Source organism: Chryseobacterium pennae (assembly GCF_003385515.1).
Classification (GTDB): domain Bacteria; phylum Bacteroidota; class Bacteroidia; order Flavobacteriales; family Weeksellaceae; genus Chryseobacterium; species Chryseobacterium pennae.
The window spans coordinates 1-14,664 of record NZ_QNVT01000040.1 but is presented as its reverse complement, the minus strand read 5'-3'; the positions used below and the strand labels follow the sequence as shown (position 1 = coordinate 14,664).

At 38.2% G+C, this 14,664-nt stretch carries 11 protein-coding genes; all 11 read left to right on the top strand.

Annotation, left to right across the window (positions count from 1 at the left end):
• Positions 1-210 precede the first annotated feature (210 nt).
• Entirely contained in the window at positions 211-945 is a 735-nt protein-coding gene (locus tag DRF65_RS26390; protein ID WP_115973690.1) for a CPBP family intramembrane glutamic endopeptidase, read from the top strand.
• An 18-nt stretch (positions 946-963) separates the two neighbouring features.
• On the top strand, positions 964-1,806 hold the full coding sequence (locus tag DRF65_RS26385) for a DUF5694 domain-containing protein (protein ID WP_115973689.1): 843 nt from the start codon (positions 964-966) through the stop codon (positions 1,804-1,806).
• 50 nt (positions 1,807-1,856) lie between these two features.
• Positions 1,857-3,041, top strand: a complete 1,185-nt coding sequence (locus DRF65_RS26380; RefSeq protein WP_228438965.1) for a sensor histidine kinase — start codon at positions 1,857-1,859, stop codon at positions 3,039-3,041.
• A gap of 2 nt (positions 3,042-3,043) precedes the next feature.
• Positions 3,044-3,751: a LytR/AlgR family response regulator transcription factor gene (locus tag DRF65_RS26375; protein WP_115973688.1), complete on the top strand. Its 708-nt coding sequence runs from the start codon at positions 3,044-3,046 to the stop codon at positions 3,749-3,751.
• 958 nt (positions 3,752-4,709) lie between these two features.
• Entirely contained in the window at positions 4,710-7,028 is a 2,319-nt protein-coding gene (locus DRF65_RS26365) for a TonB-dependent siderophore receptor (protein ID WP_115973686.1), read from the top strand.
• Between the two features lie 9 nt (positions 7,029-7,037).
• Positions 7,038-8,477 carry an ABC transporter permease gene (locus DRF65_RS26360; RefSeq protein ID WP_165852319.1) on the top strand — a complete coding sequence of 480 codons (1,440 nt, stop codon included), beginning with the start codon at positions 7,038-7,040 and terminating at the stop codon, positions 8,475-8,477.
• Entirely contained in the window at positions 8,477-9,823 is a 1,347-nt protein-coding gene (locus DRF65_RS26355; RefSeq protein ID WP_115973684.1) for a DUF3526 domain-containing protein, read from the top strand. Before DRF65_RS26360 ends, DRF65_RS26355 begins: the two co-directional genes overlap by 1 nt.
• Positions 9,817-10,512 carry an ABC transporter ATP-binding protein gene (locus DRF65_RS26350; protein ID WP_115973683.1) on the top strand — a complete coding sequence of 232 codons (696 nt, stop codon included), beginning with the start codon at positions 9,817-9,819 and terminating at the stop codon, positions 10,510-10,512. Before DRF65_RS26355 ends, DRF65_RS26350 begins: the two co-directional genes overlap by 7 nt.
• Positions 10,513-10,854: 342 nt before the next feature.
• A complete protein-coding gene (gene gndA, locus DRF65_RS26345; protein ID WP_115973682.1) occupies positions 10,855-12,273 on the top strand; it encodes an NADP-dependent phosphogluconate dehydrogenase in 1,419 nt (472 codons plus the stop codon).
• Between the two features lie 9 nt (positions 12,274-12,282).
• The gene (zwf, locus tag DRF65_RS26340) at positions 12,283-13,764 is read left to right on the top strand and encodes a glucose-6-phosphate dehydrogenase (RefSeq protein WP_115973681.1); all 1,482 of its coding nucleotides are present in this window, start codon (positions 12,283-12,285) and stop codon (positions 13,762-13,764) included.
• A gap of 20 nt (positions 13,765-13,784) precedes the next feature.
• Positions 13,785-14,495, top strand: a complete 711-nt coding sequence (gene pgl / locus DRF65_RS26335) for a 6-phosphogluconolactonase (RefSeq protein ID WP_115973680.1) — start codon at positions 13,785-13,787, stop codon at positions 14,493-14,495.
• Positions 14,496-14,664: the final 169 nt, after the last annotated feature.

The following is a 14,664-nucleotide window of genomic DNA, read 5'->3' as shown; positions in this document are numbered from 1 at the left end:
TCGATTTTTGAAGCTAGAATTCTTTACATATACAGCGGTCTAATTCTTTATACTTATCAGCTATTATAGAAAATGCGAATCATTAGAAAATAAAATTTCTTTCATCGGGAAAAAACAAAATTCTAACCGATAAAATTTCTCTTTCATCGATTTTGATTTGAATTCGTTTCACTCAATTCTACTTTTGAATCAGAAATTAAAACGATCACTATGTCTTTATTTACTCCATTCATTTGGCTCTTGCTGATATCACCAATTTTCATTTTGGCTTTCTTCAAATCTAAAAAAGGAAACCTGAAATTTCTTTTATTATTCTTAGCTATATTTTTAGCTGACAATTATTTACAGATATTCAGCAAACAATTATCTCCTCCTTTTTTAGGATTAAAGTTCGCCTGGATTGGAAAACTTCTAAGTTTAACGTTGTCTTTATCAGTCATCTATTTCGTCAATAAAAATGACAGAAAAGAAATTGGATTCACGACTTCCACTACTTCAAAAAGTCAGATCAAATACGGAGTTTTGGTTTTTCTGGGATTCCTGATTTTCGATTTTATTTTCAAACTCATTCTATTTCCAAAAGGTGGTGAATTTGATTGGGAAACATTTCTTTTTCAAGCCACAATGCCAGGGTTGACAGAAGAATTATTATTCCGTGGAATCTATCTATGGATTTTTGACAAAGTCTTTTTACCCAATTGGAATTTCAAAGGAATCCAATTCGGTTGGTCATTTGTTATTGTGACAGTGCTTTTCGGAGTTGCTCACGGCATTGTTTTGACTTCGGATCATCAATTCAAATTCGATTTGATCACAATTGTTTATCTCACTCTGATCTCATCTTTAAGCGTTGGAATTCTTAGAAAATTCTCCGGAAATCTTATCTACTCTGTTGTTGGTCATAATGTAATCAACCTAATGAACGCTATTATCAGAATTCTTTAATTTTAAAAATATATAATTATGCTTATCACACTCAAAAAAGTTTCACTACTTATTGTTTTATTCGTTTTCAGCTTTAGTTTTTCTCAGGAAAAAATCAACGTTTTGTTATTAGGAACCTATCATTTTAACAATCCGGGAAGTGATGCCGTCAAAAATACTGAGCGCAATATTTTAACACCAGAAAACCAGAAAGATCTGGATCAAATCACTCAATCCATTATTTCAAAATTCAAACCGGATCAGATATTTGTGGAAAGTAATTTTAATAAAAAAGATGATTTAAACAACCAGTATCAACTGTATCTAAATAACCAATACAGCAAGTTTACAGACACTGTAAAAAAACCACGGTATAAGCGATATTATATAGAAGGAGAAACCTCTCAATTGGCTTTCAGATTAGCAAAAAGAGCCAATATCAATCAGATTTACCCAATCGACAGCCTTATAGAAATGAGATTGGATATCCTTAAGAAAGAAATGTATTCGAAGAATGAAACAAAGGTACTTTTTGAAAAAGAACTAGCCAAAATGACCCAATCAAGTAATAGATGTATGGAAAAAAAATCATTAAGGGATGTTTTCATTTGCTTAAATGAAAAAGAAGATCTGGCTCAGAATAAAGGTTTTTATATTTCTGTTGCTAACAAAATCAATTCTGATGGTAAATATTTCGGTTCAAATCTGGTTGCAGATTGGTACAAAAGAAACCTGATCATGTATGCTAATATTCAGAATCAGCTGGAGCCTAAAACTAAGAATATTTTTGTTCTGGTCGGTACCGGACATGCTGCAATCTTCAAAGAATTTTTTGAAAATGATGAAAATTTTAATTTAATTGAAGTTGATGATATTTTGTAGAATAATCTCAATCCGGTTATTAATTCTAATCTCAAAAGCCTATTTTTGAAATGCCTTTCAACAAAAGAAAAATGCATACAGAACAGAAACAAATCGAAATTCTTGCTAATCAAAATTTCTTAGTGGATTTTGAGAAATTCTATAACAAAAGCCCCAAAATAATTTTCCATTTTCTGATGTGGTTTGTGTTTTCGGTTTTGCTATATCTTAATTATTATTGGGAACTAAAATTACCTGTTTTTGACAGCGTTATTTTAACCATAAGAAATGCAGTAAACAATATGGTTGTTTTCTACGCCTTCTTTTATTTATTAGTTCCGAAAATACTTCTGTTAAACAGAAAGGTATCTGTCGTCTTACTGATTCTCAGTATACCGGTTTTGATTTACATTTGGGTGACAGTCAATCATTTTATATTTAAAATTTACTATCATTTAGGCTACGAAATCAACTTTCCGGTTTATAAAGACATCATCAAGCGAAATGGTTCCAGAGGCTTGATGGAAGCCCTAAATGTAAAGGCAGTTGTCGCCAATTCAGTTCTTGTCATCTTTTCAATGCTGCCATTTTTCTTCGTTAAGATTTTGTTAGAAATCATCAAAATTTATAACAGAACTACGGAATTACAGCAACAAAAATTAGAAGTTGAAATCCAGAATATCAATATAGAAAAAGACTTTCTGAAATCGCAATTGAACCCGCATTTTCTCTTCAATACTTTGAATAACCTCTATGGCCTCAGTGTCAAGAAAGATGACCTTGCACCTGAAGTGATTCTCAACCTTTCCGATATAATGAGCTATACACTTTATGAATCTAATTCTGAAAAAGTAACACTGGAAAAGGAAATCGATTTCATCAAAAATTATTTTGAACTCGAAAAAATGCGTTATCCAAAAGATAAGAATATTCAGTTGCAAGTCTCTGGAGAAGATGAAATTCCTGGACTTTATATTGCGCCACTGATGACTTTTACTTTTATAGAAAATGCTTTTAAATATGGTTTACAAAGCTCTCAAAATCAGTTCATCAAACAAGAAATCGAAATCAAAAATGGTATGTTTCATTTTGTTTTGGAAAATGATATTGATCAGGCAGAAATCAAAAAAGAATTTGGGGGAATCGGACTGGAAAACATCAAAAAGAGATTACAACTCCTCTACCCAAACCAACATATTCTGAATATCCAAACTTTGGAAAACAGCTTCAGAATCGAACTAAAAATTAACTTGTAACGATGGAAAAACTACGTTGTATCGTATTGGATGATGAACCAATTGGAAGAGAAATTATTGAGAATTTCGTTAAGGAAATTCCGTTTCTGGAACTGACTGATTCTTTTGGAGATTCTGTGGAAGCGCTGATGTTTCTGGAAAACAATTCGGTGGATATTGTTTTTAGTGATATTCAGATGCCGAAGATCAATGGTTTGGACTTGGTTAAGGCTCTGGAAAATCCGCCGGTCATTATTTTCATTACAGCTCACAGAGATTTTGCTTTGGACGGATTCGAAACAGGAGCTACTGATTATCTGGTAAAACCTGTTCGATTTGACCGTTTTATAAAAGCTGTAAATAAAGCAAAAGATTATATCAATCTGAAACAAAATTCAACGGTTCATCAGGTTAATTCCGACCGAATTTTCATCAAATCTGACGGGAAACTCACGAAGATTCTTTTAGATGAAATCCTTTACGTTGAAGCACAGGGAGATTATCTGAAAATTGTTATTAATAATGAATCTTACACCACTCTTTCAACGTTGAAATCGATGGATGAAGTTCTGACTTTACCCAAATTTTTCCGGGTTCAGAGATCATTCATTGTTAATCTGGAAGCCATCAGAAGTCTTAATGGAAATATGGTTGAATTAACCAATGGCAAAAATATTTCTATTGCCCTGAATAAGAAAGAGGAATTGTATCAAATTTTGGGGATTAGATGATTATTCAGAATATCATTGATACCAAAAAATCTTCCCGCAAAGGCAAAAGTCTTTGAGTAGATACCCCTGGTCTCCGAAGTCTCCCGACTTCGCCCAGCAGAAATTAAAACAAAAAAAATCCCATCTTTCGTTGGGATTTTTAAGCAAAAGAATATCTAATCCTATATTCTTACAGGATTTACATTATTTTTTCACCAGTTCCACTCTGCGGTTCTGCATCTTCCTTTCTTCAGTGCTATTATCCACCATAGTTTTTTTTGCTACCGAATCCCTCTAATGAAAGTCTTGATCAACCTATCTTTGAGGTGGTTACAGTATTCAACACTACCATAGCACGGTCTTAGCCATACCCATACAAGCATAGATTTTCTGTTTTGGGTGATTATATTGAGTCTGTTTCATATTTATTATTGCAACAAAGTTTCATTTTATAAAATTTTATCCCTATTTTTGACGCTTCTTATGCAAAAAACATTGAAAACCTTTTTTGTCTTTTCTTTGTTACTGATCTTCCTATCGAATGTCAGTGGAATAAGTATATGTCTTGAACATGCGAAGCACGCAACCGCCAAAACCTTCCCTAAAAAAGATTCTAAAGAAGAAAAAGGACCTACATTCTCCAAGGATGACCATTGCCAGTGTGCCCTCCATATGCATATGCATAATGTGGTTCTGCCGGAATCTTTAACGGTAGATTTTGCTGTAAACACTGCCAACGACAGTGAAATGCCTCAACCGAAGGCCATTAATTACCGGTGTTTACTCGATTTTTTCAGCTCCCGCGCACCCCCATCAGATTTCTATACTGCAGCCTGATTATTTTTCGCTGCAGCGCTTTACCTATTGCAGGTCTTATGATCTGTAAGTCTATTTCTGTAGGCATTTGTATACCTCTCTGTATACAAAATCCTTTTTATTAATATACGGCATCACAGATGTCTGTATCATTCTATTTATAATGCGCATCAACCACTTTAACGGTCCGGAAGTAGTGAACATCATTTCCGGCAAAACCATACAGCTTTCTGCTTTGGGAGCTATTATTTCATCCTCTTTACTGAATGCTCAGTCTGTGAGCAAAGATTCCGCATCAGGATCAATACAAACGGTAGAGATCATCGGCAGAAAATCAAAAGATTATATTTCTGATTATTCTTTTGCAGCCACTAAAACAGCCATGAAGAATAAGGACCTTCCTTTAACGCTTAATACCATTACCAAAGAGTTCATCCGTGAACGCCAGGCCTTTCAGCTGGGAGAAGTATTGAAAAATGTAAGCGGAGTTTCTCCTTCAAGTTATTACAATCAGTACAACATCCGGGGAATCAGCCAGAATGAAGAAGGTCAGATCATCAACGGAATGAGAACCAGGCAGTATTATTTTCTGCAGCCTATGACCTCCAATATAGAACGTGTAGAGGTTTTTAAAGGTCCTGCCAGCATCACCATGTCCAGCGTAGATCCTGGTGGAACCATCAATATGGTGACTAAAAAACCTTTATCGGATCCACGGCACGAAATCAGTCTCTCAGGCGGAAGTTTTGATACCTACCGGATTACAACAGACCTTACAGGACCTCTGAATAAGAGCAAGACTTTACTGTACCGTTTTAATGGGGCGTATCAGAACGCAAAATCTTTCAGGGATCATATTAACAACAGTGGTTTTCTGATCTCGCCTTCCATTACCTATATTCCTGATGAAAAAACTTCTTTGAATGTGGAGATAGTGATGAATCATCTCAATGGAAACCTGGACCGCGGCCAGCCTATTTTTGGAGCCGTAGCAGGGAAAACCGACCTCAACAGTACCTCGAAAAGTTTAAATCTTGGAGCGCCTGACGACTTTTTTAAAACGAGGGAGCTGATCATTATGGGAAACTTTTCCAGGTATATTAATAAGCATATCAGTTTTAATGCCTCCTACATGAAACAGCTGTGGAAAGAAGACCTTCAGGAGCATCGTACTACGGGGGCTTTTGTCCCTGATATTGAAAACAAACCCATATCCACCCTGGCTATGATGCAGTTTGTCCAGAGAAAGCAAAACTGGGCTACAGACAACCTGAATGCCTATTTTAATTTCAATTTTAAAACCGGACAGGTGGAACATCAGACCCTTATCGGGTACGATAACCAGATCTGGGAAAAGCGAAAAGGAGGCCTGCAGAATGCTGCAAGAGGATTTCTGATGAAAGACGGTTCTGTGGCATCCTCTTATAATCCTGCCAATGCAGACCGCTATGAAACGATCCTGTACAATGGAATAACCGTACCCAAACCGAACGTCACTCCTTTTGATTTAAGCCCCGGAGCGCAAAATTATCAGGGAGCAGATTTGTATAAGACCAATGTGACGACCCAGCTGCCTGCTGCCCTTACTACCACTCATGCAGCCTATATTCAGCATCTTTTTACGTGGAAAAAATTCAAAGTACTTTCCGGAATCCGTCATGAATGGTTTAAAGATACAACCAACTTTAAAGAAGCCAATGAATCTTCATTCAGCAACAATAAGTTTTTATACAGACTGGGAATCACCTATAGCCTGACCGATCGTATCAACCTTTATGGAACGTATCTTACCGGATACCAGCCTCAGTCCAATACAGTGACATTAATGCCCAACACCGGGCGGTTTACCGGTTCAGAATCTGCTGCCCAATTCAAACCTTTAACTTCTGATCTTAAGGAAATAGGGATTAAAGGGCGTTTGTTCGGGATGCTTTCGGCCAGCCTTGCGGTATATGAAATCAATCAGAAAAATATCCTGATCAATGCCAATAATCCTGCAGAACCGGATCAGCTGATACAGCGTGGTGCCGACCGTAGCAGAGGTTTTGAGGCTGAAGTGACAGGCTATATTCTTCCTCAATGGCATGTCTACGCCGGATACAGTTATATTGACGCCCGGATAGTAGACGATGCAGACGCAGGTCTCATAGGCCAGAGAAAGGAGAATACTTCTAAGAACTCCGTCAATATCTGGACCCGTTATAATTTTTCAAAAACAAGCTTCCTGAGCGACTTCGGAGTTGGGCTGGGTATGTTGTACCAGAGTTCCAAAGTTCCCTGGTTCACCCGAGGATTTGAGCTTCCGGCTTACACCACTCTGGATGCTGCGGTCTATTATACTCTTTTACAGTCGAAAGTGCAGCTGGCTCTTACGGTCAATAATATCACCAACACGTCTTATTGGGTGGGTGCACAGAATTATCTCAGACTTTTTCCGGGAGCTCCCACAAATTATCTATTAACTGCTACCTATAATTTTTAAACTATGCCTATGTCAAACTTACGACATATCGTCAGAAAAACCCGGCAGGATTTGCTCAAAGGAAAACAAAACCTGCTTATCACCGTTATTGTGCTCTTATTCTGTATGATGAGCATTGGGGGCAGATTCATGCAATATACAGACAACGTTTCCCAGATCAAAGAATACCGCAGCGAGGTGCGGGAACATTGGGAAGACCGGCCAGACAAGCATCCGCACAGGATGGCCCACTACGGATATCTGGTATTCCGGACCGCTCATCCTTTAAGTCTTTTTGATAACGGACTGGATGATTATCTGGGAAATGTTATTTTTCTGGAAGCCCACAAACAGAATACCGCCAACCTTTCCGAGGCAGGAAGTTCCGGAGCTTTGGTCCGTTTCGGAGCCTTCAGCAGTGCATTCATTCTTCAGAGCATCGTACCGCTGATCATCCTGTTTCTTGGTTTCGGACTCATTGTTCAGGAGCGTGAGAACACCACCCTGAAAATACTGAGCATTCAGGGGGCGTCCAACAGGGATATTCTTTGGGGCAAGATCCTTGGATTATGGCAGTTTTCATTATTCTTTCTGCTGCCTGTATTACCTCTGGTCCTGTTTACTGCCGCATTTTCGGAAACGGTTCTCCTTAACGATATTGTACTGAGAATACTTTCTCTCCTGCCCGCTTATATGATTTATTATTTCTTTATCAGCACCCTGGCGATGGTAATATCATCAGTAAGCAGGACTTCTGCAACAGCTTTGGTAAGCCTGATCGGATGCTGGCTTCTCCTGGTCATTTTTCTTCCGAAAGGGGTCCAGTTTGCCGCACAGAACCTGTACTCTACCCCATCCCGTATTGCTTTTGAAACCCAGCTGGAAAAAGATATTCTGAAAGCGGGAGACAGCCATAATCCGGATGATCCTCATTTCAAAAAGATTAAAGACTCTCTGCTTCTTCACTACGGAGTAAGCAATCCCAATGAGTTGCCCTTTAACTACAGTGGGTTTGTGATGAAGGAAGGAGAAAAGATCAGTTCTCAGATTTACATCTCGCACCAAAAAAGGTTACAGGAACAGTATCACCAGCAGCAGAAATTCTCAGAGCTGTTCGGGTTTATAGACCCTTCTCTGGCCATCGGACATTTTTCTATGGCAGCGACGGGAACAGATTTTTTCTCTTACATCCAGTTTCAGAAACAGGCCGAAGAATACCGCTACAAGATGGCACAGCGGCTGAATGATCTGCAGATACAGTATATCAGCAATATAAAACCGGAAAAAGGAGGTCCTCCGGCTGTGATCGACGGAAAAAACTGGAAAGAATTCCCTGATTTCGAGTACGAGTATACTTCTCTTACCGAAAGCATGAAGAATCAGTGGATATCTGCTGCAGCCCTGTTGTTCTGGCTTGCAGCCTGTATATTAATCATCGAAATAAGCAGTAGAAACCTAAAACTTATCTAATGAATCATTATTTATATAAACAATTTTACCGCAACAAAGCCTATCTTATCGCCCTGGTATTTTTACTGGCGGCAGGCCTCATGGCTATCTATACCGGAAAAAAATTCCTCGACAGAAATGAAGATATCATTGCAAAGAGTGGCAATTTTCAGAAAGAAAGCATTGCACGCAATGTTAAATTTCACAAGGATGATCTGGGCCTGATCTTATATTACGTCAAATTCAACCTGGTGAATGAAACGCCAAAACTTGCAGCACTGAATATTGGTATGCACGATCTGAATCCATCGATACAGGGCGTTACCATAAGAAATCTGGAGGAGCAGCGTTACAATTCGGATTTTTATAATCCTGCCAATGCTGCTGTCGGGAATTTCGATTTTAGCTTTGTCCTGATTTTTCTTTTCCCACTGGTTATTATTGCCTTCTGCTATAACCTCATCTCCGAAGAGGAGGAAAAAGGAACCTGGAAACTTCTTTCTGTACAAAGCGGACATCTGGGAAGATTTCTAAATGCCAAAATAATCATACGGGGTATTGCGGTAAGCGTGATCTACCTTCTTTTGATCGTCATTGCAACACTTTCGATCCGGATTCCTCTGGATAAGTTCTATATACTTTTTATCCTCTCGGGGTGGCTGTATATTCTCTTTTGGTTTGTATTATGCCGCTGGATCATCCTGTTCAGAAAATCATCTGCTCAGAATGCCCTCATCCTTCTTATTGTGTGGGTTGCTGTGAATTTCATTATTCCGATGGGTTGTAATCTGTTGATCCAAAAGTCTTATCCTGTTCAGGAATCCCTTAAAGCAGTCATGGAACAGCGTGAAGGCTACCATAACAAATGGGATGAGCCCAAGAAGCCTACCATGGAAAAGTTTTACAAAGTATATCCTCAGTACAGGAAGTTTACCGTAGAAGAGAATGATACCTTCACCTGGACCTGGTATTACGCCATGCAGCATATGGGAGATGCAGAAGCATCACAATCTGCACTTCTTTACAGAGAGAAAATGGACAAGCGTAACCGTGCCGCAGTTTTCCTTGGTTATTTTCTTCCCAACATCCATACTCAGCTTACCGAGAGCCGGCTGGCTCAGACCGGAATGGATAATCACCTGCAATACAGTGCGGCACTGCAAAAGTTTCATGAAGGAAAACGTTTGTTTTTTTATCCTCTTATCTTTTCAGGTCAGAATGCAGAATCCGTTAACTGGACTACACAAACTGTAGACCATTTCACAAAACCTGAAAAGCTGAATATGCTGCAGCTTTTCTTACCGTATTTGATCATCATCGTTTTACTTCTTCTTTTTTCACAAAATAAATACCGAAAACTATGTTAAAAACCATTAATCTACACAAAAAATATAATGATTTCACAGCGCTTCAATCCCTTAATTTAGAAGTTGGGAAGGGAGAAATTTATGCTTTATTAGGCCAAAACGGAGCAGGCAAAAGTACGACAATCAATATTCTTCTGGGCCTCATCAAAGCTACATCCGGAGATGCTTTTATCAATAATATATCGGTGACAGATCATCCGCAGAAAATAAAAAAAGAACTGGCTTATATTCCGGAGACCGTGCTTTTATACCCTAATCTTACCGGCATGGAAAATCTGGATTTCTTTTCCAAAATAGCAGGATTCAATTATACCAGAGTCGAACTGTCCGCATTTCTGAGACACACCGGATTGCAGGAAGCAGCCCATCATAAAACATTGGGCGGCTATTCTAAGGGAATGCGTCAAAAGGTAGGAATTGCCATCGCTCTGGCCAAAGATGCCAAAGTCCTTTTACTGGACGAGCCTACGAGCGGTCTGGATCCTATTGCCACGGCAGAGTTTACAGAAATTATCCGTCAGCTGGGACAGGAAGGCAGAACCATACTCATGGCTACCCATGATATTTTCAATGCAGTAAGTGTGGCCTCAAATATCGGAATTATGAAACAGGGACAGCTGGTACAGAATCTCCAGTCCAAAGCATTTACGGCAGAAGAACTTCAGGAACTTTATCTTAAAACAATCTGATTTTGTTTCCACACATTCAATAATATAAGCAATTAAAAAAAGCCAGATGATGATCCTATCTGGCTTTTTGGCCATTGAATGATAAGACCCAGCTTTCCTATTGCCCTTAAATGAACCCAATCATCTGTATTTCAAGGCAATCTCAAATAGATCAAATCCTTTTTCTAATATAATCATCATGCAAACTAAATAGCTGAAATAAATTATATGAATGTATTTAGATTTTTCAGTTGATGATAACTACTATAATGATTGAAAGAAAATTTTGTATAATTTTTTTACTGCTATGCATTTCCGTAAATTTGATCTGTAAAAATAAAATAAATCTTAAATAAGATAAGAATGGAAAAGTACAATTACGGGGTCATCGGTCTCGGAGTCATGGGAAGAAACCTGCTTTACAATATTGCCGATAACGGTTTTTCTACAGCAGGATTCGATTTGGATGAGGAAAAAGTAAGAGAACTGCATAATGGAGCAACTCCGGGAACTTCAGTGAAGGGAACCGCTTCTATGGAAGAGTTCGTCTCAGTTTTGGACAGTCCGAGAAAAATTATTTTAATGGTACCCGCAGGAAAACCTGTAGATGCTGTTCTGGAAAGCATTACACCGCTTCTCAGCCCAAAAGATATCGTAATTGATGCTGGGAATTCTTATTTCAAAGATACTGAAAGACGCATTGCTGATTTAGCTTCTAAAAACCTACATTTCATGGGAATGGGTGTTTCAGGAGGCGAGCAAGGCGCAAGAAGAGGCCCAAGTATTATGCCTGGTGGCGATTTGGAAGCTTTCAACCTGCTAAAACCTATGTTGGAATTAATTTCAGCAAAGGTTAATGGTGAAGCCTGTACCGCTTACATGGGCAAAGGTTCTGCCGGAAACTATGTAAAGATGGTTCACAATGGAATTGAGTATGCCATCATGCAATTGATCAGTGAGGCTTACGATCTACTGAAAAAAGGAGCTCATCTGAACAATGATCAGCTTTATGAGGTGTTCAAAAAGTGGAATGAAGGTGAAATGAATTCTTTCCTTATTGAAATCACAAGGGATATTTTCCAGCAAAAAGATGATCTAACAGATGGATTTCTTGTTGATCAAATTCTGGATAAAGCCGGAGCAAAAGGAACCGGAAAATGGACATCCGAACAGGCAATGGAAATCGGTGTTTCTATCCCGACTATTGATATTGCTGTAACTTCAAGAATTTTATCAGCTTATAAAGAGGAGAGAATAAAAGCATCTCAGTTGTATCCTAAAGGGGAAATAACAATTCCTGAAAATACAGAAGCCTTCATCAAAGAAGTGGGTGATGCGTTGTATTTGGCTACTTTAATCAGCTATGCACAAGGATTGGCATTACTGGTAAAAGCATCTGAAGAATATCAGTTTGAAATTCCGTTAAAAGATGTTGTCAAAATATGGAGAGGCGGATGTATTATCCGTTCTGTTTTATTAGAAAAATTCTATTCAGCATATTCTAAAGATCAGGATTTATCTAATATTCTATTGGATCAGGAGATTTCAGAAATTGTAAAAGATAAGATTCCTGCATTAAGAAAAATGGCTGCTTTTGCTGCATCAAACGGAATCCCAGGCTTAGGAATTCAGTCAGCTTTAGGATATTTCGAAGCCTACACTACAGAATCTTTGCCGATCAATTTACTTCAGGCTCAGCGGGATTATTTTGGGGCACATACTTACCAAAGAATTGACAGAGAAGGAGTTTTTCACACTTCATGGCAAAACCTAAATAACTAAACTCGGAAAATGAGCGACAATACAATCCTGCATCCAACAACCATTGTTATTTTTGGTGCAACGGGAGATTTGGCAAAAAGAAAACTTTTTCCTGCATTTTACAACCTATATATTGATGGCAGAATGCCCAAAGGCTTTAATATTTTAGCGTTGGGAAGAGCCGAAAATACGGATGAAAAATTCAGAGCTTATATTAAAGAAAATCTGGAAAGCTTTTCAAGAAAAACGGTAACCAAGGAAGATTGGGCAGGTTTTCAGGCTCACATCAGCTACTTTCAGCATCAGCTGGATGAAGAAAGTTCCTATCAAAATTTACATCAGAAACTGGAAAATTTTGATAAAGTTTATGGAGTGAGGGGGAACAGACTCTTCTATCTTTCCATTGCGCCGAACTTTGTGTCCGTTATTTCAAATCATATTAAGACTACTTCTATCGCTTCTGATCCTGCAAAAGACCGGATTATTATCGAAAAACCTTTTGGCCACAATAAAGAATCTGCTATAGAACTGAATAATCTTCTTTCACAAACCTTTCAGGAAGAACAGATTTACCGTATCGACCACTATCTAGGAAAAGAAACGGTTCAGAATATTTTGGCATTCAGATTCGGAAATTCAATTTTTGAGCCTTTATGGAATCACAGGCATATAGAATCGGTACAGATTACTGTTGCAGAAGAAGTAGGGGTAGAAACAAGAGCCAGCTTTTATGAGCAGACAGGGGCTTTGCGTGATATGATTCAGAATCACCTTTTACAAATTCTCTGTATGGTCGCTATGGAACCGCCAGTTTCATTGGAGTCTGGAGAAATCAGAGATCGTAAAGTGGACGTTTTAAAATCAATCCGCAGAATTTCATCAGATAAAGTAGATCATTATGCTGTCCGGGGTCAGTATGGAAAGGGGAAAGTAAATGGAGTCAAAGTAAACGGCTATCGTGAGGAAGAAGGAATTGCCCCTGATTCCAATACCGAAACATTCGTTGCTATTAAGTTTTATCTGGATAACCATCGATGGGAAAACGTTCCTTTCTACGTTCGTACCGGAAAAAAGATGAAAGAGAAGCATTCTTACATTACCATTCAGTTTAAACCCCTTCCCCATTCTACATTTTCAGAAAGCTCATCCCCTTTATCCGCTAACCGACTGATTATTAATATTCAGCCACAAATGGATATAAGGCTGCAGTTTATGTCTAAAAAACCGGGGCTTTCATTAGAATTAAAACCGGTAGAAATGATTTTTGATAATTTTGCCTGTCAGACAGATACTCCTGAAGCTTATGAGACCCTATTGTTAGAGGCACTTGCAGGTGATCTTACCCTGTTTATGCGTTCTGATCAGGTAGAAGAAGCCTGGGATGTTGTAAAAACGATTCAGGAAACCTGGGAAACAACCAAAGATCCCTCTTTCCCGAATTACGATGCAGGAAGCTGGGGACCTGATGACAGCAATGCTTTAGTGGAAAGACAAGGGCATGAGTGGGTTTAGAATTTAACTAAGAAATAAAAATGGATATTACAATATTTAATACGCTCGATACTTTATATAAAAAAGCAGCAGATACGTTTGTTGAGCTTTCAGAACAATCTATTCAAAAACATGGAAAATTTGTAACAGCGGTGAGCGGAGGCTCTTCTCCTAAAGCCATTTTCAGCTTATTGGCGACTCCGGAATATGCAGATAAAATAGATTGGAGCAAAGTGTATATTTTTTGGGTGGATGAAAGATGGGTTGCTCTTGATGACGAAAAGAGTAATTTTAAAATGACTCTGGAAACACTTTTGAATAAAGTTCCCGTCCATAAAGATCAGATTTTTCCAATGTATAAAAACGGAACTGAACCTGAAGATTATGCTAAAGAATATGAAATGCAGATCAAAAACACATTAGGAGAAGAAGGTATTTTCGATTTTATCCTTTTAGGAATGGGTGATGATGGTCATACAGCGTCCTTATTTCCGGGAGAAACCGTTCTGGATGAAAAAGAAAAATGGGTGGCAGCTTATTATCTGAAACCTCAGGAAATGTTCAGGATTACTTTGACAGAGCCTATCATCAATAAAGCCGACCATATTTTGATTGTCACATTCGGTGCTTCTAAAAAACATGCTCTGAACGAAGTTTTAAACGGTGAATACAATCCGAAACTGTACCCGCTTCAGTTAATTGAAAAGAAAGACGGTGTTCAGATTTTTACCGACAAAGAAGCAGGAGCTTAAATGTCGTAAAGGTTTTTCACTTGGTGACCAATATACAGTATCAAAATTGTAAACAAAAAATCCCGGTTAATAGACTGCACCCAAAAGTTTAGACAAAATTAAATAATATTATTATATGAAAGAGTTCGGTACTGTACTGGACTCTTTCCTTTTAGATTAAGCCTTATCC

What these genes read in the sequence shown, in the direction of transcription:
- DRF65_RS26390 (WP_115973690.1), top strand. Translation starts at nt 211, where the DNA reads ATGTCTTTATTTACTCCATTCATTTGGCTCTTGCTGATATCACCAATT.
- DRF65_RS26385 (WP_115973689.1), top strand. Translation starts at nt 964, where the DNA reads ATGCTTATCACACTCAAAAAAGTTTCACTACTTATTGTTTTATTCGTT.
- DRF65_RS26380 (WP_228438965.1), top strand. Translation starts at nt 1,857, where the DNA reads ATGCCTTTCAACAAAAGAAAAATGCATACAGAACAGAAACAAATCGAA.
- DRF65_RS26375 (WP_115973688.1), top strand. Translation starts at nt 3,044, where the DNA reads ATGGAAAAACTACGTTGTATCGTATTGGATGATGAACCAATTGGAAGA.
- DRF65_RS26365 (WP_115973686.1), top strand. Translation starts at nt 4,710, where the DNA reads ATGCGCATCAACCACTTTAACGGTCCGGAAGTAGTGAACATCATTTCC.
- DRF65_RS26360 (WP_165852319.1), top strand. Translation starts at nt 7,038, where the DNA reads ATGTCAAACTTACGACATATCGTCAGAAAAACCCGGCAGGATTTGCTC.
- DRF65_RS26355 (WP_115973684.1), top strand. Translation starts at nt 8,477, where the DNA reads ATGAATCATTATTTATATAAACAATTTTACCGCAACAAAGCCTATCTT.
- DRF65_RS26350 (WP_115973683.1), top strand. Translation starts at nt 9,817, where the DNA reads ATGTTAAAAACCATTAATCTACACAAAAAATATAATGATTTCACAGCG.
- gndA (WP_115973682.1), top strand. Translation starts at nt 10,855, where the DNA reads ATGGAAAAGTACAATTACGGGGTCATCGGTCTCGGAGTCATGGGAAGA.
- zwf (WP_115973681.1), top strand. Translation starts at nt 12,283, where the DNA reads ATGAGCGACAATACAATCCTGCATCCAACAACCATTGTTATTTTTGGT.
- pgl (WP_115973680.1), top strand. Translation starts at nt 13,785, where the DNA reads ATGGATATTACAATATTTAATACGCTCGATACTTTATATAAAAAAGCA.